Origin of the sequence: Hymenobacter gummosus (assembly GCF_003970915.1) — a bacterium.
Classification (GTDB): domain Bacteria; phylum Bacteroidota; class Bacteroidia; order Cytophagales; family Hymenobacteraceae; genus Solirubrum; species Solirubrum gummosum.
In genome coordinates, this window is sequence record NZ_RXOF01000011.1 from 37656 (window position 1) to 57279 (window position 19624).

The 19624-nt window shown below is 62.0% G+C and carries 15 protein-coding genes; 9 read left to right on the forward strand and 6 right to left on the reverse strand.

All coding sequences use genetic code 11. The features are described from left to right. Positions 1-145: 145 nt before the first annotated feature. Positions 146-1522, reverse strand: coding sequence for a type IX secretion system plug protein (locus tag EJV47_RS17760; protein ID WP_126694524.1), 1377 nt, complete (start codon positions 1520-1522; stop codon positions 146-148). A 352-nt stretch (positions 1523-1874) separates the two neighbouring features. Here EJV47_RS17760 and EJV47_RS17765 point away from each other — a divergent pair, with 352 nt between their 5' ends. Then, positions 1875-3287, forward strand: coding sequence for a hypothetical protein (locus EJV47_RS17765; protein WP_126694525.1), 1413 nt, complete (start codon positions 1875-1877; stop codon positions 3285-3287). A gap of 30 nt (positions 3288-3317) precedes the next feature. Continuing rightward, on the forward strand, positions 3318-4325 hold the full coding sequence (locus EJV47_RS17770; RefSeq protein ID WP_126694526.1) for a hypothetical protein: 1008 nt from the start codon (positions 3318-3320) through the stop codon (positions 4323-4325). A gap of 233 nt (positions 4326-4558) precedes the next feature. Here EJV47_RS17770 and EJV47_RS17775 read toward each other — a convergent pair whose 3' ends face one another. Then, on the reverse strand, positions 4559-6466 hold the full coding sequence (locus tag EJV47_RS17775) for an ABC-F family ATP-binding cassette domain-containing protein (RefSeq protein ID WP_126694527.1): 1908 nt from the start codon (positions 6464-6466) through the stop codon (positions 4559-4561). A gap of 180 nt (positions 6467-6646) precedes the next feature. Between EJV47_RS17775 and EJV47_RS17780 the strand changes: the two genes are divergently transcribed. The 4 genes from EJV47_RS17780 (at position 6647) to EJV47_RS17795 (ending at position 9632) form a co-directional block, all read left to right on the forward strand. Next, a complete protein-coding gene (locus EJV47_RS17780) occupies positions 6647-7093 on the forward strand; it encodes a MarR family winged helix-turn-helix transcriptional regulator (RefSeq protein ID WP_126694528.1) in 447 nt (148 codons plus the stop codon). A 14-nt stretch (positions 7094-7107) separates the two neighbouring features. Beyond that, positions 7108-8475 carry a serine hydrolase gene (locus tag EJV47_RS17785; protein WP_126694529.1) on the forward strand — a complete coding sequence of 456 codons (1368 nt, stop codon included), beginning with the start codon at positions 7108-7110 and terminating at the stop codon, positions 8473-8475. Positions 8476-8682: 207 nt separating this feature from the next. Beyond that, positions 8683-9153, forward strand: a complete 471-nt coding sequence (locus tag EJV47_RS17790; protein WP_126694530.1) for a hypothetical protein — start codon at positions 8683-8685, stop codon at positions 9151-9153. Between the two features lie 44 nt (positions 9154-9197). After that, on the forward strand, positions 9198-9632 hold the full coding sequence (locus tag EJV47_RS17795; RefSeq protein ID WP_126694531.1) for a hypothetical protein: 435 nt from the start codon (positions 9198-9200) through the stop codon (positions 9630-9632). Positions 9633-10052: 420 nt separating this feature from the next. On the opposite strand, the gene EJV47_RS17800 is transcribed toward EJV47_RS17795, so the two are convergent. Together EJV47_RS17800 and EJV47_RS17805 are read right to left on the reverse strand one after the other, a co-directional pair. Then, positions 10053-10385 (reverse strand): hypothetical protein, encoded by a 333-nt coding sequence (locus EJV47_RS17800; protein WP_126694532.1) that lies wholly within the window; start codon positions 10383-10385, stop codon positions 10053-10055. Positions 10386-10510: 125 nt separating this feature from the next. Further along, positions 10511-11533, reverse strand: coding sequence for an LLM class flavin-dependent oxidoreductase (locus EJV47_RS17805; protein WP_126694533.1), 1023 nt, complete (start codon positions 11531-11533; stop codon positions 10511-10513). Between the two features lie 411 nt (positions 11534-11944). Here EJV47_RS17805 and EJV47_RS17810 point away from each other — a divergent pair, with 411 nt between their 5' ends. Next, complete coding sequence (locus EJV47_RS17810) at positions 11945-13576, forward strand: Na+/H+ antiporter (protein WP_126694534.1); 1632 nt, start codon at positions 11945-11947, stop codon at positions 13574-13576. A 98-nt stretch (positions 13577-13674) separates the two neighbouring features. On the opposite strand, the gene EJV47_RS17815 is transcribed toward EJV47_RS17810, so the two are convergent. Then, positions 13675-18042, reverse strand: a complete 4368-nt coding sequence (locus EJV47_RS17815) for a GEVED domain-containing protein (RefSeq protein ID WP_126694535.1) — start codon at positions 18040-18042, stop codon at positions 13675-13677. A gap of 235 nt (positions 18043-18277) precedes the next feature. Between EJV47_RS17815 and EJV47_RS17820 the strand changes: the two genes are divergently transcribed. After that, a complete protein-coding gene (locus EJV47_RS17820; RefSeq protein ID WP_126694536.1) occupies positions 18278-18529 on the forward strand; it encodes a hypothetical protein in 252 nt (83 codons plus the stop codon). 20 nt (positions 18530-18549) lie between these two features. Beyond that, positions 18550-18963 carry a hypothetical protein gene (locus tag EJV47_RS17825; RefSeq protein ID WP_126694537.1) on the forward strand — a complete coding sequence of 138 codons (414 nt, stop codon included), beginning with the start codon at positions 18550-18552 and terminating at the stop codon, positions 18961-18963. On the opposite strand, the gene EJV47_RS17830 is transcribed toward EJV47_RS17825, so the two are convergent. Further along, the gene (locus EJV47_RS17830) at positions 18960-19529 is read right to left on the reverse strand and encodes a Riean_0653 family protein (protein ID WP_126694538.1); all 570 of its coding nucleotides are present in this window, start codon (positions 19527-19529) and stop codon (positions 18960-18962) included. The genes EJV47_RS17825 and EJV47_RS17830 overlap by 4 nt on opposite strands. Positions 19530-19624 lie beyond the last annotated feature (95 nt).

Consider the following 19624-nt stretch of genomic DNA (forward strand, 5'->3'; position numbering starts at 1 on the left):
AAGCTGCCGCCCAACCTGAGACTAGCATTTGCGCCGGAGCAGCGTTGACCTATTCTCAGCTTACCGGGCCCCGTGCCGGCTCCCGCCGGCTTCGCGACGGGCCAGCCCCACGCGCCGCCCCTGCTTTGTGACGCGGCCAGCGGCCCTAGTTCCCGAACAAGCCCTGGCTGGTACGAATCTGCTGGCCATTGACCACGATGGGCCGGTAGCCGATGATGAGGTCGGTGCGGGTGCCGGGCGGGCGGTAGTACACGAGGATGTCGTACTGGTTCTGGGTGAGCTGGTAGCTGCCCTCGAAGTAGCCCGCGTCGGGGGCGGCGCCGGTTTGGCCCACCACGTAGTAGTAGTTGTAGTAGCCCTGCTTGAGCAGGGCGCGGCCGGTGTAAAGCTGCTGCTCGGCGTTGTAGCTGAGCTTGAAGTCGGGGTTGAGCTTCCAGTCGGTGAGAGCCCCGAAGACGTAGACCGGCCCGGGCGCGGGGCTTTCGGCCCGCAGCTGGAAGGTGGTCCACACGTAGTCGGCGTTGGTGTCGCCGTTGCCGTACTCGCGGTTTTCGAACACGCGCTGGCCGTCGGCGTCCTCGTACTGGGTGTAGGTGCGGCCGGCCCGGGTGGCTTCGGGCAGCAGCAGCACCTCGCGCGGGGAGGCCTGCATGTTGATGCGCTCCACGCCCACGCCGGTGGTGCGGATGGAGCGGATATCGGCGAAGCGGAACTCGTTCAGGGCCGGGAAGGCGTTTTCGAAGTTGAAGTACTGGTAGTCCAGCCGCTGCTCGGCGTCGCGCACGAAGGTGGGGCGCAGGCCGTAGTGGGCGTTGTCCCAGCGGAAGTTCTGGCGCAGCACCACCCGGGTTTCCACCGCCGGATTCACCAGCGGATAAGCCCCGTAGCGGATGCCGAAGTCAATCTGCTGCATGGTGTAGCGGGCCGCGCCGCCGGGGGCCAGCCCCAACTGGGCCTGCACTTCCACCAGGTTCTGGTACACCAGCAGGCGGCGCGAAATGAGCGGTTCGCGGGTGTTGGCGTCCTGCACCACCAGCAGGAAGTTGCCCGAAATCTTCACCGCCGGAATGGGCAGGGTGTAGTGGTAGTAGGGCACCTGCGTGCCCACCGAGGTTTTGTAGCTGGTGAGGTTGAACTCGTTGATGGCGTCCAGAAACTGCAGGTCCGTTAGCACCGAGGGCGACCAGTCGGCGTTGCAGTGCACGAGGCGGGCGGTGAGGCGGCGGCTTTGTTCGCCCAGGTAGTCGAATTCCAGCACCATGGAGCCCGCCTGCTCCACCGGGGCCACCGGCGGGTTGAAGATTTCAGTGGGCTGCCCGGTCTGCACGTAGCACTGCACGCTCTGCACGTCGGGGTCGTAGGTGGCGTCCTCGAAGCGCAACTGCTGATTGGCCCGCGGCGCCTGCACCGGGCTGGCCTGGCCCGGCTTGCCGGCATTAGGGTCGGTGATGGGCGTGCCGAGGGGCACGCAGGCCGGCGCGGCGGATACGGCGAGTAGCAGGGTAACGGTGGAGAAGCGCATATTGCGAAGGTACGGGCGGGGCGGTATCTTCTCCGGCCGACGGAAATTTTCCTTATGTTAAAATAACGCCAAGAAGTTATACATTAACCACATTTACTTATATTAGTATCGGCTAACCGACAGGTTAGCAAGAGGACGAAATCAACACCCATGTCGCCCAATGTAACCGCCCCGCCTCTCCCCTCGACAGCCTCGGCCTGTAACCCGCCAACTTACGGTTATAGTGCTACCGTTGGACATATAACCGAAACCAAAACGCTGTTGCCAGTTTCGGCAACAGGAATGTTGTATGTAACCCTTTGGGACACACCCTAACAATCCGAATACTCAAAAGACCTTAATACGCTATAGTATGACCAAATACACATTTCTATTCTGCTTATTGTTAGCGGCAAAAGCCAATGGACAAAATTGTCCAACTGGTTATGAAGAAAGAAATGTAAAGTGTGATGGCAAAACCGTGAAAAAATGTATTCCGGTAAATTTATCATGTAATAAATGCTGGCATGTATCTTATAGCGACTGTCAGGGCAATGTAGAGACATCTATTTGGGGCGGTAGTTTTGATACGTATGAAGAATGTGTAAGAAAAGCTCAAGACTTTCAAAAAAACCACTCTTTCTTGGGAAATTGCCCGCAAGCTGGAAATAAATATTTAATTACATTATTGGGAGCAAAGGTAAACTTATGCACTAATTCTATCAATTATATTGCTATCAATGATTTAAAAAATAAAATCATTCCTTTTCTCAAAAGATACAAGGCGGAAGTTTCCAACTATAGGCGCTATTTCAGTGGGAAGCCCTATAAACCCGGTGCGATAGTTAAAGATTATGAAAGCATGCTCAAACAGGCAGAGGACAATGTAAAAAAATTAGAAAACCATCTGAATAATATTACAGACCAAAATCTTTCGGAAATAGAAACTGCATTTAATGATATTCAGATCGAAGAAATCAAGTTGCAACAGACCCACGCAAACTATGAAAGTTACATCAACAACAAAAGCAATGAAAGTGAAACAGCAACTAATGCTTTGTCTCGCCCAAACACCCGAAACGCTTCTCAAAGCAATCCAAATAGTACCGAGCAACTACAAAATCAACTCAATACCATAAATCATCAATTTCAAACGAGAAGGGAAAACAATGAACAACTTTTCAATTCTCTTCAAACAGGAATTAAGGACATTTCTGATATACTTGCGCAAAATGCACAGAGAAAAACTGAAGCGAGACAACGGCAATATGAAGCAGACCAACAACGGAGACAACAGCAACTACAAGCCAAACTAGAAGAGGAGAGAAAAAGACAGGAAGAAGAAGAACGCATAAATACCGAAATGATAAGGCAATTCTCAATTGATTCTTTAATGCTATCAAATAATAATTTAACCTTAAAAACCAGCGCAATAAATTCTACAATTGATTCCGTATATTATATAGGCTATAAAAGGCAATATGACGAAGCGCAAATAATACCATTATCACTAAAAGTTTTTATTGTATATAGATATAGAGATGGAACATTTCCGTTATTTTCTAATATAGTTGAAAAAAGTAAATTTGAAAATAATATCAATAGGTACGGCATAACACTTTTAGTAGGGTTTTTCAAAAGCCAATCGGATGTTTCCAATGCATTGAAGGAAATACAATCTAATGCAAAAAATTTTGGAGTAAGCTGTGTAGTAGATAGCAATTTCAAAAAAATAAATATTGTTTCTACTTCTAAAACCATAGACAGTAATTTCTGGAATAAGTAACATTTGACAACCAAAAAGCTTACTACTGTCATGCGAAAGTTTTTTTTCTTTTTTTTCTTTGCAACCCTCACATCTTTTGCTCAAGCTCAAATTTCTGATGAAGAGGCGAAGCAGATTTATCAAGATGCTGAAGAACAGTATGAAGCTGGAAGCTTCTATAATTCTTACACTATCTGTTATCAACTAAAAGAAAAAATGGAGAAATGGACTCCCAAAACTCTTTATCTGCTCATAAAGTCAATTTACAATAATCTTGAAAGCAGCAAAGATAAGAGCGAGGAACATATTAAAAAGTCTTACGAAAACTATAGCATTTTTTCAAAGTATTCCAACGATTTTTTCCAATTAATAGACAAAACCACTTATCCTACAGAGAAATACAATGAAATTTTGCAAATTCATCAATATTTTGAGCAAGGGTTAAAAAATTATGAATATGAAAAGAATAGAAAACCTGAAGACGCAATCAATTTCTTAAATGAATGCGCAGCAAAATTCAAAAGAACTAAGAAAGATATTACCAGTACTGATAATTGGGAAACTTCTTATTCTTTACACGATTCCACATTGCAAATAGACATATTTATACAATCACGGAATACTGCTGCTCGTTTCAATAATGTTCAGCGTGAGCGAATCCTTATTGACCTCTCAAAAGCATGGTTTGAAGATAGAGGATTTGAGAAAGTGCCGTATTCAAATAATCAACGTATGGGTTTATATATTGTAAGTACAAAAAGTTTTAAGAATAAATATGAAGTTTACGATAATATAATTTGGTATGATGCAAAACATTATATAAGAAGTTTAGAGTATCCGTTGCAAGAATTTGAACAACAACTTAATGGTCGTGGGGGCTATGGTTCACGATATGTGCAAGATGGCTACCGCATTTACTATACTTTTGATGAATTCTCCAATGAATTTATAAGTGACTACTACTACAAGAGAATTTTCGATGCCTTTGAATTTTTAATTAATTATTATGGAGGAGGAACACCTCAGGAAAAAAAGCAAGAAACAAAAAGCAAATTTTAAAATTCAGGCAGTCTCTTTGTGACACATCGTAGAAGGGCTGCCTACAACATGGATATTTATACAAGTGTGGCTGAACATTATAAATGGAGCGGACGAACATCACGGCATCAGCATTTTTTAAATCAGCAGGAGTGCTACCAATATCACACCTGCATAAAGCTCTGCTCGTTGCACATCAAAAAGCCCCGCCGGAAGCATCCAGCGGGGCTTGCTAATTCACGGAATCAGCCCGCTTACATCTCCGCCAGCATTTCCCACCGGTCGTTGAGTTGGGCCAGCTCCTTCTTCACCTGCTCGAACTTGAGCGTGGCGTCCTTGAGCTGGGCGGCGTTGTTGTAGATCTGCGGGTCGGCCAGCAGCTTTTCGTAGTCGGCCAGCTCCTTTTCGCGCTCCTCGATTTTCTTTTCCACCTCGGCCAGCTCCTTCAGGGCTTTTTTCTGGTCGGGCGAAGGAGTTTTGGCCGGGGCGTCGGCTTTGGGCTCGGGTTTGGGGGCGGCTTTCGGGGCGGCCGGGGCCGTGAGGCCGAGCTTCTTGGCCTCCTTGGCCCGTTCCTCCTGCCACTGCTCGTACTCGTGGTAGGTGCCGGGGTACTCCTTGAGCTGGTAGTCCTCGATGTACCAGATTTTGGTCGCCACATTTTCCACGAAGTAACGGTCGTGGCTGATGACCAGGAAGGTGCCCTCGAACTGCTCCAGCGCCTGAATCAGGATGTTGACCGACTGCATGTCCAAGTGGTTGGTCGGTTCGTCGAGCAGCAGGAAGTTGGCCTCCGAAATCAGCGTTTTCGCGAGGGCCACGCGGCTTTTCTCGCCCCCGCTGAGCACCTTGATTTTCTTGAACACCGAGTCGCCGGTGAACAGGAAGGAGCCCAGCACCGTGCGCAATTCCATTTCCGTCCGCTTCGAGCCGGCCTGCACCATCTCCTGCAGCACCTCGTTGTCTACGTTCAGGCTTTCCAGCTGGTGCTGGGCGTAGAAGGCCATAATCACGTTGTGGCCCAGCTGGTGGGTGCCGGCCGTGGGCGCTTCCGAGCCCGACACCAGGCGCATCAGCGTGGATTTACCCTTGCCGTTGGCCCCGATCAGCGCAATTTTGTCGCCCCGCTCGATGTGCACATTCGTGTCGCGGAAGATGAGCTTCTCGCCGTACTTCTTCGTCACGTGCTCCATGCGCAGGATGTGGCGGCCGGGCTGCACCGAGAAGCGGAAGGAGAAATTCACCTTGGCCGCCTCGGGGGCTACCGAGTCGATGCGGTCCATCTTGTCGAGCATCTTCTGGCGGCTCTGGGCCTGCTTGGCCTTGCTGGCCTTGGCCTTAAACCGCTCGATAAACCGCTCGGCCTGCCGGATGGCGGCCTGCTGGTTGTCGTAGGCGCCCTGCTGAATTTCGTCGCGCAGAGCTTTTTCCTCCTGGTAGAAGGAGTAGTTGCCGGCGTAGGGCACCAGCTTGCCGCCCGTCACCTCCACCGTCATGTTGGTGGTGTTGTCGAGGAATTCCCGGTCGTGCGACACGATGATGACCGCGCCTTCGTAGCCCGCCAGGTAGGTTTCAATCCACTTGATGGAGGGCAGGTCCAAGTGGTTGGTCGGTTCGTCGAGCAGCAGCAGCGAGGGTTGCTGCAGCAGGATTTTGGCCAGCATCACGCGCATGCGCCAGCCGCCCGAAAACAGCTTCAGCGGCTTCTGCAGCTCCTCGGTGGTGAAGCCCAGGCCTTCGAGGATTTCCTCGGTGCGGGCCTGCATGGTGTAGCCGCCCAGGGCCTCAAACCGCTCCTGCAGGGCGGCCAGCTTGTCGACGAGGTCGTCGGTGTAGTTCGTCTCAAACTCCAGCAGCACCTCGTCAATCTTCTTCTGCAGGCCAAGGGCTTCTTCGAAAGCCTGCATGGCCACCACCAGAATGGGCTCGTGCGAGTCGTAGCTAAGCAAATCCTGGTTCAGAAAGCCCAGCGACACATCCTTGCTCATCGAGATGGAGCCGCCGTCGGGGCGGTACTCGCCCACCAGCAGGCGCAGCAGGGTGGATTTGCCCTGGCCGTTGAGCCCGATCAGGCCAATCTTGTCCTTGGGCTTGATGTGCAGGGAGGCCTTATCGTACAGCGTGCGGGCGCCGAAGTGGAAGTCGAGGTCGGAAATGGAAATCATTTACGTCAGGGTATTGGCGACAAAGATACGCAACCCCGCGCGGGCACCCCGGGCTTGCGGAGCAGAATAAGCGGCCGGCGGTGCTTATGCCGTGCCGCTACACCCGACCGAAAAAAGCGGCGGGCCCTCCTTTTGATTTAGTTGATATATCAACTAAGTTTACTGCCATAACCTCCGCCTATGCAGCCCGACCCGCCCCAGCCAACCGTCCTCTACACCCTGGAGCAGACCATCAAGGCCTACCGCCGGCTCTGCCAGCAGAACATCGACCAGGTTATAACGGACCTGACGGTGGACCAGGGCCTGACCCTGATGGTGCTCAGCAACTACCCCGCCCTGAGCCAGCAGCGCCTGGCCGAGCTGGTGTTCAAAGACAAGGCCTCCATCACCCGCATCATCGAGCTGCTGGTGCAGAAGGGCCTGCTGGCCCGGGCCGCCCACCCCACCGACAAGCGCAAATCCGACCTGCGCATCACCGACGGCGGGCGGCAGACGCTGGCCCGTCTCAGCCCCACCATTCAGCTCAACCAGCAAACGGCCCTACAGGGCCTGAGCGCGGCGGAGCTGGCGCAGTTCGACGCCACGCTGCGGAAAATCCTGGCCAACTGCTCCCCCGCCCAACCTTAACCCTCCCCCCTTTCATGCGCCTACCAATCCTCGGGCTGCTGCTGGCCCTGGCCATGCCCGCCTTCAGCCAGCCCGCCGCCGTGCAAGCCAAACTGGCGGCCTACATGCAGGCCCAGCACGCCGTCAACGGCTTCGCGGGCGTGGTGCTGGTGACGCGCCACGACTCGGTGCTGCTGCACCGGGCCTACGGCCTGGCCGACGGCGAGTGGAACGTGCCCAACACCCTGGACACCAAGTTTACCCTGGCTTCCATCAGCAAGCACTTCACGGCCCTGGCCGTGCTGCAGCTGGCGGAGCGCGGCCGGCTGCGGCTCACCGACAAGCTCAGCGCCTTTGTGCCCGGCTTCCCCACGGGCGACGCCATTACCGTGCACCACCTGCTGACGCACACCGCGGGGCTGGCCCTGGATTTTGAGGACATGTACCTGCACCAGATGTCGGCGCCACCGGATTCGGTGCTGGCGTACCTGCGGCGGCAGCCGGTGAAGTTTGCCCCGGGCACCGGGCTGCAGTACAGCAACGTGGGGTATTACCTGCTGGGGCTGATTATCGAAAAGGCCTCGGGCCAAACTTACGGGGAGTACCTGCAGCGCCACATTTTCGACGTGGCGGGCATGCGCAATACCGGCCTGAACAGCAACCTGGCCCTGGTGCCACGCCTGGCCCGGCTCTACTTCCGCGACGGGGCCGCGCTGGTGAAAAACCCCGCCATCAATTGGGACGTGAACCTGGGGCACGACGGGCTGTACTCCACGGCGGAGGACCTGGCCAAGCTGGACCAGGCTATGCGCGGCACGGCGCTGCTGTCGGAAGCTTCCAAGGCCCTGATGAACACCCAGCATAACAAGCAGTTTCCGGGCAAGGGCTTCCTCGACCACTACGGCTACGGCATCTTTATCAACCCCTTCTACAACCAGGGCCACTACCTGCTCACCCACAGCGGGGGCTACTTCGGGGCCATGACCACCATGGACCGCTACCCCCAGGACGCGGTGTTCGTGACGGTGCTGTCGAACAACCAGGCCGAGTCGCACTGGATCAGCTACGGGCTGGCGGGCATCCTGTTCGGCAAGGCCGTGCAGCTGCCCTACGTGCACCAGCCGCTGCCCGTAGCCCCGGCCGGGCTGGCGGCCTACGCGGGCCGCTACGGCGAAACCGACATCCTGCACGTGGGCGGGCAATTGTACCTGCAGAACCTGGAAACGCCCCTGCTGCCCGAATCGGAGCGGAAGTTCTTCAACCAGAAGAATCCCGACCGCACCGTGGAGTTTCTGGTAAGCAAAGCCGGCCGCCCCTACGCGCTGACGCTGACCAAGGGCGGCGTGCCCGAAACGCTGCCGAGACAGGCGCTGTCGAAGCCGGGCCGGGGGGCCGGGCGGTAGTGGCGGCGCGGCCAAAGTTGACCAGCAGGCACGGAGCGGGCCGCTTAGGCAACGTGCTTAGCTTTGCGGCTGCTTCTTCGCTCTACTCTTTATTCTTCAAGTATGAAACCGTGGCCCGTATGTTTCAGCCTGTTGCTAATGACAGCGTGCTCTTCCGAGCCGGAGCTTCACTACCGCACACGCCTGCCGCGCCCCCGGCCTCTGGTCGTGGCCTCCCGACAGTTGGATTCACTGGCCCGCCCGCTGGAGCCCACCGAAACCTATGCCCCGCGGCTGATATCCCTCGGCATCGAAAGGGAGCTGGCCCGCCACGCCAATGGCCAGATCAAGCGGGTGTACTCGCTCAAGGAAAAAACCTACCGCATTGATGACAGCGTCTCGGCTTTCGTGGTGACGGCCGTGCTGACCAAGCCCCTGGAAACCCTCGACTTCGTGGGCGTATACAAGCCCGGCAACTTCGACTTCTGGACCACCATCGGCCACGCCACCGACAGCCTCGTCATGCCCAGGCCTACCGAAGTGACTCGGCTGGAGGGCAACCGCCGGGAGTACAAAGTCACGTTTGTGACGCAGGGCGGACCTTACAGGATGCTAAGCCGCATCAGCTTTAAGGACACGGCAAACCAGTTTATGGCCTACAAGATGGAGCATTACAGGCCGCAGAAACGAGCCCGATGATAATGCTTCACCCGTTGCGCCACGTAAGCCCCGCTCCATTGTCCATGTTCCGTTCGGCTAGGCTGTTGCTCACGGCCGCCATGTGCCTGGCCGCCCAGCCGATGCGGCAGGTAGAGCCCACCACCCTCCCCCTAGCCGAGCGACAACAGGTCCTTCAGCTTCTGCTCGATTTGCCGCAGCTGCAAGGCTTCTACCACCCCGAGCTGGCGGCGCGGCGGCCGGTAAAGCTCCAAACCGATGCTTTTGTCACTGCTGAGCTGCGCCTGAGCAAGTTCAAGCAGCCCGTACTGCTGCTGACGGAGCGCCAACTGCAACAGCAGGGCATCCGCGACTACCTGCAGCTCGGGCAGCTGCACCGGCGGCAGGATACGCTAATTTTTCGCCTGTACTACCGCGTTGAGGGCGTGGTAGCCGAAGGCCGCTTGGTACGGCAGGGCTCCGGCTGGCGGGTAGCCCGGTATTTCGTAGCTGAGCAGTAAACCTGGCCCCGTCCTACGTTTCTTTACTTTATCCACCCTAGAAACTTAAAGTGGGCTTCACCAGCTTTCGGAGGCTACCCTGAGTTTCCAGGTCGAGCATCGACAGCTTGCGGAGGCCGACCTAAGTTTCCCGGGTGCCCGTCGACAGCTTGCACTGGTCAGCCCAACTTTCCCGGCTGACCAGTGCAAGCTGTGGCTGGCCTACCGAAGTTTCCCAGTGGCTGCCGAAACGCGTCGGCAGCATGCTGGGAAACCTGGCAGCGGTACTACCGTGCCGGGCCTGCCGCTCTTCCCCTCTCGGCCGCAGTGAGGTTGCGGCAGCCCAGGTCCCCAAAACAAGGGGCCGCGCCCTGACAAGCAGAGCGCGGCCCCTGGATAAAGAACCGTCGGCCGCGTAATGGTGCGGCCCGGATGGTCGGGCTATTCTTTCGGGGCCTCGTCCGGGGTGGCCGGGCGCGGACCGCTGCCGTAGCGCGGGTCGTCCTTGGCCCAGGCTTCGCGCTTGGCGTCGTTGGAGCTGTTCTCGGTGGCTTTTACGGCCTCGGGGTTCTGGTTTTGCTCCACGTGGCCGGGCTGCGCCCAGGGGTCGGCCTGCTCACTTTCGCGGGAGTAGTCTTCGGTACCTGGTGCGTCGGATTTGCGAAACTCGCTGAACTCGTCCGGGTTGTCGTTGGAGCCGTCGTTGCGGCGCGAGGCGGAAGCGGGCTTGTCGGCGTCGTGCTCGGGGTGCGGGTGGTTGGGCGTGGTAGCCATACGGGGGTTATTAGCGCTAGGTGAAGAAGCAGGGCGCCGGGAAAACGCTCCTGCCGGCTTCTTATACGGGCCACGGCCGAGCTTGGCCGAACGCGGCGCCAAAGCTGGCCGGCGCCGCCGCGGCTTTAGCGCAGCAGGGGCGCCACCCGCGTGCCCAGCAATTCGATGGCGTTCAGCAGCTCAGCGTGGGGCCGGGTGGCCACGTCCATCTGAAAAGTGACCCGCGTAATGCCGCCCAGCGCCTCGGCGTGGCGCCGGATTTTGGCGGCCACGTCTTCGGGGCTGCCCACCAGCAGGGCACCCAGCGGCCCGGTCTGGGCGTCGAAGGCGGCGCGGGTGACGGGCGGGCCGCCGCGCTCCTTGCTGCGGGCCGAGAAGGTGCGGGCGTAGCCGGGGTAAAACGCCTCGATGGCCTCCTCGGTGGTTTCGGCCACGTAGCCCAGGGAGTGCAGCCCCACCTGCAGCTGCTCGGGGGCGTGGCCGGCGCGGCGCCCGGCTTCGCGGTACAGGTCGATGAGCGGGCGGAAGCGGTGGGTGTCGCCGCCGATGATGGCCACCATCAGCGGCAACCCCAGCAGCCCGGCCCGCGCAAACGACTGCGGGGTGCCGCCCACGCCCAGCCAGATGGGCAGTTGCGCCTGCAGGGGCCGCGGGTAGATGCCCTGCCCCGTGAGGGCCGGCCGGAACTTGCCCGACCAGTGCGGCCGCTCCTCGCTGCGAATCTGCAGCAGCAGCTCCAGCTTCTCGGCAAACAGCGCGTCGTAGTCGTCGAGGTCGAAGCCGAACAGCGGGAAGGCCTCGATAGACGAGCCCCGGCCCACCACCAGCTCGGCCCGGCCCTGGGAAATAAGGTCGAGGGTGGCAAACTGCTGGAAGATGCGCACCGGGTCGGCGGCGCTGAGCACGGTGACGGCGCTGGTAAGGCGGATGTTCTTGGTGCGGGCGGCCGCGGCGGCCAGAATCACGGCCGTGGCCGAATCCAGGTACTCGGGCCGGTGATGCTCCCCGATGCCAAACACGTCGAGCCCCACCTCGTCGGCCCGCTCGATGCGCGCCAGCAGTTGGCGCATGGCCTCGGCGGCGCTGAGGGTGGGGCCGCTGCTGGTGCTGAGCAGGTGCGAGGCGAAGCTGTCGATTCCGAGTTCCATAAGAGGGCGTTGGGGCCGGCGCGGCGGCCGTGAGTACGAGTTGCTGCATCAACCACGGCCGGCAGCGCCGGGTTTGGCCGCGGGCTGGTTACCCCGGGTAAAGCAAGGTGCAGTCTTCGGGAAAAGAGTAAGCCCGCTGAAGCTAGCAGCTAGAGCCAAAATCTAGCTCCCCTCCTCAGATGAGGAGGGGTCGGGGGTGGTTGACTTGCCGTTTGAACGACTTCTAGAATTAATTTCTACTTCTAATTTTTCAACCACCCCCAACCCCTCCTCATCTGAGGAGGGGAGCTAGATTTTAGCTCTAGTGGCTGGTTGAGCCGTTGGGGGCCCTGCATGCCGCCGCTGCGCTGTTACTGCCGGGCTCAATCTATTACCTTGAAGCCAGAGTCCGAACCGTTCATTTGCCGCCGTATGCACGATACGCTACTGCTCTGTCTGGGCCTGTTATTGGTCATCTGCCTGCTGGTGGTGCTCAGTCAGCGGCTGCGCCTGCCCTACCCCGTGCTGCTGGTGCTCGGGGGGCTGGCCGTCGGCTTTCTGCCGGGGCTGCCGCCGCTGAGCATCAGCCCGGAGCTCATCTTCCTGATTTTCCTGCCCCCGCTGCTCTACGAAGCGGCCTGGTTTACCTCGTGGAAGGACTTCTGGCGCTGGCGCCGGCTCATCAGCGTGCTGGCTTTCGGACTGGTGCTGCTCACCTCGGGCGCGGTGGCGCTGGTCAGCCAGGCGTTTATTCCGGGCTTCACGCTGGCCCTGGGCTTTCTGCTGGGCGGCATCGTGTCGCCGCCCGATGCGCTGGCGGCCAGCAGCGTGATGCGCAACATGGCCCTGCCGCGGCGCTTCACGGCGGTGCTGGAGGGCGAGAGTCTGGTCAACGACGCGAGCAGCCTCATCGTATTCCGCTTCGCGCCGGCGGCGGTGCTGTCGGGCGCGTTTCAGTGGCAGCAGGCGGCGGGCAGCTTCCTGCTGGTCACGCTGCTGGGCGTGGCGGTGGGCCTGGCCGTGGCCGCCGTGTTCTACGCCATTCACCGCTGGCTGCCCACCACGCCCAGCATCCACACGGCCCTGACGCTGGTGACGCCCTACCTGTTGTACGTGGGGGCCGAGGCCGTGCACGCCTCGGGCGTCATGGCCGTGGTGAGCGGGGGGCTGCTGCTGTCTTACCACAGCCCGCGCATCTTCACGCCCGCCAACCGCCAGCAGAGCCTGCACACCTGGGCCACGGTGGGCTTCGTGCTGAACGGGGCCGTGTTCATGCTCATCGGGCTGGAGCTGCCGGTTATCGTGGCCGGGCTGGAGGGCTACTCCATGGGGCAGGCCCTGGGCTACGGCGCGCTGATTACGGCCGTGGTGGTGCTGACGCGGGTACTTTTCACGGTGGCCGCCTCGCCGTTCAGTCACTTCATCAGTCGGTTTATCGAGGTCAGCGACGCCAACCCGGGCTGGCGCGGGCCGCTGATTCTGGGCTTCACGGGTATGCGCGGGGTGGTGTCGTTGGCGGCGGCCTTGTCGGTGCCGCTGCTGGGGCCGGGCGGGCAGGCATTTCCGCACCGCAACCTGATTTTGTTCATCACCTTCGTGGTGATACTGCTCACCCTGGTGGGCCAGAGCCTGCTGCTGCCGCTGCTCATTCGCTGGATTGGCGTGGAGGACCGCGACGGGCACCGGCCGGAGGCCGAGCAGCAAAGCGCCATCCGGCACCATTTGGCCCGCACCGCTCTGCGCCGGCTGCGCCGTCACTACCCCGAGCAAGTCCGGGCCAACGTTTTGGTGGGCAGCTTGTACAAGAAGCTGGAAAAAGACTTGCGCCTGAACCGGCAGCGCCTGCACCTGGAGCACGACGACGGCATCGAGGCGGAAGTGGCCGAGTTTCACCGCATCAACGCCGAGCTGCTCGGGGCCCAGCGCCGGGAGCTGCAGCTGCTGCGCCGCCGAGAAGAATTCGACGACGAGCTGATTCGCCGGCAGGAGGTGCAGCTGGATCTGGAGGAGGAAAAGCTGGCCCTGCTGCGGGCCGCCGAGCAGGCAGACGCCGCCGAAGCCTGAGCCCCGTCGGCCCCAGCCGGTTGAGGCGCCGATCCGTCAGCCCACAAAAAAGCCCCGCCGTGCAGCACGGCGGGGCTTTTTTCATGGAGCCGAAGCGCTTACTGCTTCAGCACCTTGATGGTCTTGTCGTGGGCGGCGTCGCGGTAGCGCACCAGGTACACGCCGGCCGGCAGCTTGTCGAGGCGGAAGCTGGCGCGCTGCTGGTCGAGGCGACCGGTCTGCAGCACCTTGCCGGCGAGGTCGAGCAGCTGCACGGTGGCCCCGGCGGCCGCGGGCCCGTCGACTTGCACCGTCAGCTCGGCGGCGGCCGGGTTGGGCGCGGCCGTCAGGCTGAGGCTGCCCGCGGCGGCCGGCAGGATGGCCACCGGCGAGTACGCGGCCGAGTTGTCGGTTTCCACGATGCGCAGGCGGTAGTAGCTCAGGCCGGCGGCGGGGCTCAGGTCGCGGTAGCTGTACTCGGCGGCCCGGCCCAGGCCGGCCAGGGTAGCCAGGCGCACAAAGTCGCGGCCGTTGAGGCTGCGCTCCACCTCGTAGCGCATGTCGGGCGTCTCGGAGGCGGTGTGCCAGCTCAGCAGGGCGGCGGCGCCCGCGCGCCGGGCCCCGAAGCGCGTCAGCGTGACGGGCAGCGGCGTGGCGCTGACGCGCACCAGGTAGTCCTCCGCCTCGCCGTTGGCCGAGCCAGTGCTGGCTCCGCAGGCTTCGGCGTCGAGCACGGCCGCGTTGTTGCCGCCGCGCACGCGCATCTTGGTCGGGCCCAGCGGGGTCGTGGCCGGCACGCTCACCGGAATGACGGCCGTGCCGCCCGCCCCGGCGCTGCTGCCCAGCGAGAAGAACTCGGCGGGCTCAAACACGGCGTTCTGGTTGAAATCCACCCACACGCCGCTGTACTGGTTGCCGTCGCCGCCGAACTTCAGCGTCACGTTGCTGGTCTGGCCCGGCACCAGCACCGGCACGAGGATGGCGCTGGTCGAGGTCTGCACCGTGGAGTAGTCGTGGTAGTAGGGCGCGGGGTTGCCCTCGCCGGCCGTGTTGTTGCTGAGCGGCCACAGGTCCACGCTGGTAATGATGTCGCCCGTGCCGCCGGAAGCGTAGCTCGGGGCGCAGTAGCAGTCGGTGAAGGGCGTCTGGGCCACCGTCACCGGGGCCGAGCTGGCCGATTCGCCGCTGGCCGCGCAGCTTACCACCAGGCGGTAGTCGGTAGCGGCCGACTGGCCCGCCACGGCGTAGCTAACGGTCGTGGCCCCGCCGATGGGCGCGAAGGTGCCGGCGCCGGCGGGGGAGCTTTCCCACTGGTAGCTCAGCCCGTTGATGCCGCTGGGCAGGCCCGAGGCGCCGAGCGTGAAGCCCGTGCCGGCGCACACGCGGCTCACCGAAGCCGTGGCCGTGCCGGCCGTGGGCGTGCCCGTGCAGGCCACGGGCGCGCTGATGGTCACCACGTAATCTTCCACCTCGCCCGAGAAGTTGTTCAGGCAGGCCTGCCCGCTGTTCAGGGCGCCGTTGTTGGAGCGCACGCGCAGGCGCGTCGGGCCGGTGAGGGCGCCGGCCGGCACGTTGATGGTCGCGGAGTAGGAAGCGTCCAGGTTCGAGAAGTTGGTGGGCGGGCCGGTGCCCACGGCGGTGTACTCGGCCGCGTCGAAGGTGCCGCTGTGGTCGTAGTCAATCCACACGCCCACCTGGCTGTTGGCCGCGTTGAAGCGCATGGCCAGGCTGATCGAGTAGGCGGTGCCGGGCGTGAGCGTGGTGGTCAGGGCCGAGTTGCCCGAGTAGTCGGCGTAGCCCCCGCTGGTGCAGGTGGTGCCGGTGTTGCTGAGGGTGTTGAGCGTGATGCCGCGCACCCACTCGTTGGCGCAGCTGCCTCCCGTGGGCGCGCAGTAGCAGGCCAGGAAGCTGCTCTGGCTTACCGTCACCACGCTGCTGGTGGTGTTCTGCCCGCCGTTGGCGCAGGTCAGCACCACGCGGTAGTCGGTGGCGGCCGTCTGGCCCGTCACGGTGTAGCCGGGGGTGGTCTGCGCCGCGCCCAGGTTGGTGAAGCTGCCCGCGCCGGCCGGGCTGCTTTGCCACTGGTAGCTCAGCCCCGTGGTGCCCGCCGCAATGCCCGTGGCCGACAGCGTAAAAGCTGCGCCGCAGGTGCTGCCGACGGAGGCCGTGGCCGTGGTGGCCGGCGGGCCGCCAGCGCAGGCCAGCTCGGGCACCAGCGTCACGGTGTAGTCCTCGGTTTCGCCGTAGCTAAAGCCCGCGCAGCTGCTGTTGCCGTCGAGCGTGGACGAGGTGGGGTAGTACTGCGAACGGACGCGCAGGCGGGTGTCGCCGCTCAGGGCCGAGGCCGGGATGCTGATGGTCTGGCTGACCGAGGCCGTGCTGCCCACGGTGTTGCCGCTGTTCGAGCCGATGAAGGTGTACTCCGCGGCGTCGAACTTGCCGTTGTGGTCGTAGTCGATCCACACGCCTACCTTGGCGTAGCGGCCCAGGTTCACCGTGAGCGGGTAGCTCGTGCCGATGGTTAGCGTGGTGGTGTTGGCGGGCGTGGAAGCCGGGTACAGGAAGTAGTAGGGCGTGCCGCCGCAGCCGGTGCTGCTGCTGAGCGTGTTCAGCGCCACGCTGTTGATGGTGGCATAAGTGGCGCAGCCCGCGCCCTGGGTGGGCGTGCAGTAGCAGGTCAGGAAGTCGTTCTGGGCTACCGTCGTCGGGGCCGAGGCGGTGCTCAGGGTGCTGTTGGTGCAGGTTACCACGGCCCGGTACTCGGTGGCCGCGCGCTGGTCGGCCACGGTGTAGGTGGGCGCCGCCGAGGCCGTGCCCAGGTTGGTGAAGGTACCGGTGCCGGCCGGGCGGCTCTGCCACTGAATGCTGTAGCCGGTGGCGCCGGCCGGCAGCCCCGTCAGCGTGAGCGTGAAGGCGGTGGCGGCGCAGGTGCTGCCCGCCGAAGCCGCCACGGTGGTGGCGGGCGGCGTGCCGGCGCAGGCCGAGGCACTGGCAATGCTGACCAGGTATTCCTCGGTTTCGCCGTACCAGCTGGTGCTGCCCGACACGCAGGCGTCGGCCGGGGCAATGGCCGAGTTGCGCCAGCGCACCCGCATGCGGGTGGGGCCCAGCAGGGCCGTGGCCGGAATGCTGAGCGTATTGGTCAGCACCACGTCGGAGGCAATCTGATCGGAGCCGCCAATGGCGGTGTACTCCGTGGCGTCGAAGGTGCCGCTGTGGTCGTAGTCGATCCAGACGCCCCCCTGCGAGCCGCCGGCGTTGGAGCGCACGCCCAGCGCGAAGGCGTAGCTGGCGCCCTGGCTGAGGCTGGTGGTGAGGCTGGCGTTGCTGGTGTAGTCGGCGTAGCCGCCGCTGTTGGCGTTGCTCACGCTGCTGAGCGTATTCACTGCCACGCTGTTGATATACTCGTTGGTGCCAGTACTGGCGGCGGCGCAGTAGCAGTTGTAGAATGGGTTCTGGGCCACCGTCACGGGCGTGGAGGTGGCCGACAGCCCCGAGGCGCCGCAGGTCACGCGGGCGCGGTACTGCGTCTCGGCCGTCTGGCCCGTGGCCGAGTACGTGGCGGCGGTAGCTCCGTTGATGTCGCTCCAGTTCTGGCCGGCGTCGGTGCTGCGCTGCCACTGGTAGGCCAGTCCCGGCGAGGTACTGGCCCCGCTCAGGCTCAGCGCAATGCTGGTAGACGAGCAGGCCGAGGCCACGCCGGCGGTGGTGCTACCAGCCGTGGGCGTGCCCGCGCAGGGCGGCACGATGGTTACGGCCAGCACGTTCAGCGCCCCCGCGGCCGAGGTCTTGTTGAAGCTGATGCGCTCCACCGACTTGCTCAGGTTGCCGGCGCTGATGGTGGCCCGAAGCTGAAACAGGCGGAAGGTGGTGGTGCTGGCGTTGTCGATGGCGTTGTTGCCGCGGCTGACGCGGCCCAGGCCCTGGTAGGCAATGTTGGCGGTGCCCGAAAACCAGTCGCCCACGGTTTGCGCGGCCACGCTCTGGGTGGTGTTATCGGTAAACGTCAGGGTGAGCGTGACGGTGCTGGCGCCCCCGCCCGAGGTAGCCAGCACGTACACGTCGGCGGCGGGCTGGGGCGCGTCCAGCGTGAGCGTGCCCGAGGCGGTGGCGTTGTTGCCGGTGGCGGGCAGGCGCAGGGAGTTGAAGCTGGTGGCCCCGGTGCCGCCGTAGCCCGCCAGCTGGAAGGTCATGCTGGTGTTCAGCCGGTTGGTGATGATGCCGTTGGCGGGCAGCGGCCGGGTGGGCGCCGTGTTTGGAGCGGTAGGGTTGCGGTAGTCCGGGCTCGTGAAGGTGTAGCCCAGTCCGTCGCTGCCGTCCAGGTCGTAGCTGGTGGTGGTGTTGACGGCGGCCGTGCCGCTGGCCACCACGTCAGCGTTGAAGCCGCTGACGACTACGGGCACGTAGCTGGTCTGCCCGCGGGCGGCCTGGATACCCGCCAGCAGCGCCAGGGCGCCGATTAGTAATCGGGTAATCGTTTTTTGCATACCTTTTTAAACAAGGGTGGTGAAAAGAAGGGCTGTTGGGTGTATTTCGCCCAATATAGAAGCCAGCACCCCCAATCAGTAAAGGCATATACTTATTTTCCAATACACTTTTTGGTTACCACCCCCTACTCCGAAAACCCTGCTCCCGCCAGCGGCCCGAGCGGCGGCGCGGCCACCACTTTTGCGCTGCTGCTCCCGCCCGAAAAAGCTACCTTATCGGGGACTTAGTCCCTGATTGCCATGCTCGCCCGCTTGCTGCTGTGCTTCCTGCTGCTCCTGCTGCTGTGCGGCCCCGGCCCGCGGGCAGCGCATCACCCGCCTCAACGGCAGCCGTATCGGGGCCGGGGAGCTGACGCGGCGCATTCAGCCCCCCGACGACCAGGAGCTGCCTCGGCTGCTGCGCTACCTGCTCAGCCTGAAGGATGAAGCCAACGTGCGCCGCCTGGAAAAGCGCTTCTGGCGCGACGCCGTCGACGACCGGCCCTGACCACCGCCTTTGCCTCGCCCATGCCGCTCTACACCTGCCGGGCGCAGTCACGCCCCAGCCTGACCGATTTCTACTCCCAGCTGCTCAGCAGCGACGACGCCCACACCGTCGACGTCGGGGCGGGTATGCTCACGCTCCTCGAACTGGTGCACCACGCCTTTCCGCTGACGCCCATCTGGGGGCTGACCTCGCTCTACCAGCTCCATCTGCTGGCCCACGACGACGACTGCACGCCGTGGTACGTGGCGGTGGCCGCGGCGGGGCGGCAGGAGTACTGGCTCGAATACCTGCTGCCCGCCGCCGAAGCGCCCTGGCCCGGGGCCTTCGTGCGCGGCCGGGCCCACTCGCTGCCGCAGGTGCTGGAGTACCTGCGCACGGCTATGCGGCGCAGCGGGGGCTGGCCCCACAGCCCGGAGCTGGGCCGGGGCCGCTAACGGTTGAACAGCACGTCGAACCGCCCGCTGCCGAGCTGCACCGTGCCTGCCCCGCTCAGCCCGAACAGCTGCCCCTCGAAGGTGCCGGCCACGATGCTGCGCACGGTATCGAGGTGGGTGATGGTGATGCGGGCAGTGCCGGGCCGGCTCTGGTACTGCCGGTCCTGGCGGCTGTCGGCGAAGTAGAGCTTGGTGCCGGCTTCGGCGCCGGTGGCGCTGGGGCCGCCGGCCGTGGCCCGGTAGGTGCCCGGCCCGGCCAGGGAGTCGAGCTGCAGCACAAAATACTCCTGGCGGCGGCCGTCGGTGCGCTCGGCGGTGAGCAGCAGGTGGCGCCGGCCGCGGCCATCGACGTAGGAGGAGGCTTCCACGCGGTTGTCGCGGCAGCCGTAGAGGCCGCAGCGCTGGCCGGCGGGCGTCCAGACTTCGCCGTCGCAGTGGAAGCCCAGGGTTTCGGCGCCGGTGGCCGTGGCGGGCGGCAGGCCGGCGGTGGGCGAGGTATCGGTTTGCCGGCAGCTGCCGAGCAGCAGCGCGGCCCCGGCAACGAGCGGAAGCAGGAGCGTTTTCATGGGCGGTAGCGGGGAAAAAAGCCAACCCGGCGGGCGCCACCGCACCAGCAAAAGCGAGTGGCGCCGGTTCGCCGGGTGCCAATCCTGTGCCAACT

Excerpts from the sequence above, each read along its gene's own strand:
- EJV47_RS17760 (WP_126694524.1), bottom strand. The coding sequence starts at position 1,522 with ATGCGCTTCTCCACCGTTACCCTGCTACTCGCCGTATCCGCCGCGCCG.
- EJV47_RS17765 (WP_126694525.1), top strand. The coding sequence starts at position 1,875 with ATGACCAAATACACATTTCTATTCTGCTTATTGTTAGCGGCAAAAGCC.
- EJV47_RS17770 (WP_126694526.1), top strand. The coding sequence starts at position 3,318 with ATGCGAAAGTTTTTTTTCTTTTTTTTCTTTGCAACCCTCACATCTTTT.
- EJV47_RS17775 (WP_126694527.1), bottom strand. The coding sequence starts at position 6,466 with ATGATTTCCATTTCCGACCTCGACTTCCACTTCGGCGCCCGCACGCTG.
- EJV47_RS17780 (WP_126694528.1), top strand. The coding sequence starts at position 6,647 with ATGCAGCCCGACCCGCCCCAGCCAACCGTCCTCTACACCCTGGAGCAG.
- EJV47_RS17785 (WP_126694529.1), top strand. The coding sequence starts at position 7,108 with ATGCGCCTACCAATCCTCGGGCTGCTGCTGGCCCTGGCCATGCCCGCC.
- EJV47_RS17795 (WP_126694531.1), top strand. The coding sequence starts at position 9,198 with ATGTTCCGTTCGGCTAGGCTGTTGCTCACGGCCGCCATGTGCCTGGCC.
- EJV47_RS17800 (WP_126694532.1), bottom strand. The coding sequence starts at position 10,385 with ATGGCTACCACGCCCAACCACCCGCACCCCGAGCACGACGCCGACAAG.
- EJV47_RS17805 (WP_126694533.1), bottom strand. The coding sequence starts at position 11,533 with ATGGAACTCGGAATCGACAGCTTCGCCTCGCACCTGCTCAGCACCAGC.
- EJV47_RS17810 (WP_126694534.1), top strand. The coding sequence starts at position 11,945 with ATGCACGATACGCTACTGCTCTGTCTGGGCCTGTTATTGGTCATCTGC.
- EJV47_RS17815 (WP_126694535.1), bottom strand. The coding sequence starts at position 18,042 with ATGCAAAAAACGATTACCCGATTACTAATCGGCGCCCTGGCGCTGCTG.
- EJV47_RS17825 (WP_126694537.1), top strand. The coding sequence starts at position 18,550 with ATGCCGCTCTACACCTGCCGGGCGCAGTCACGCCCCAGCCTGACCGAT.
- EJV47_RS17830 (WP_126694538.1), bottom strand. The coding sequence starts at position 19,529 with ATGAAAACGCTCCTGCTTCCGCTCGTTGCCGGGGCCGCGCTGCTGCTC.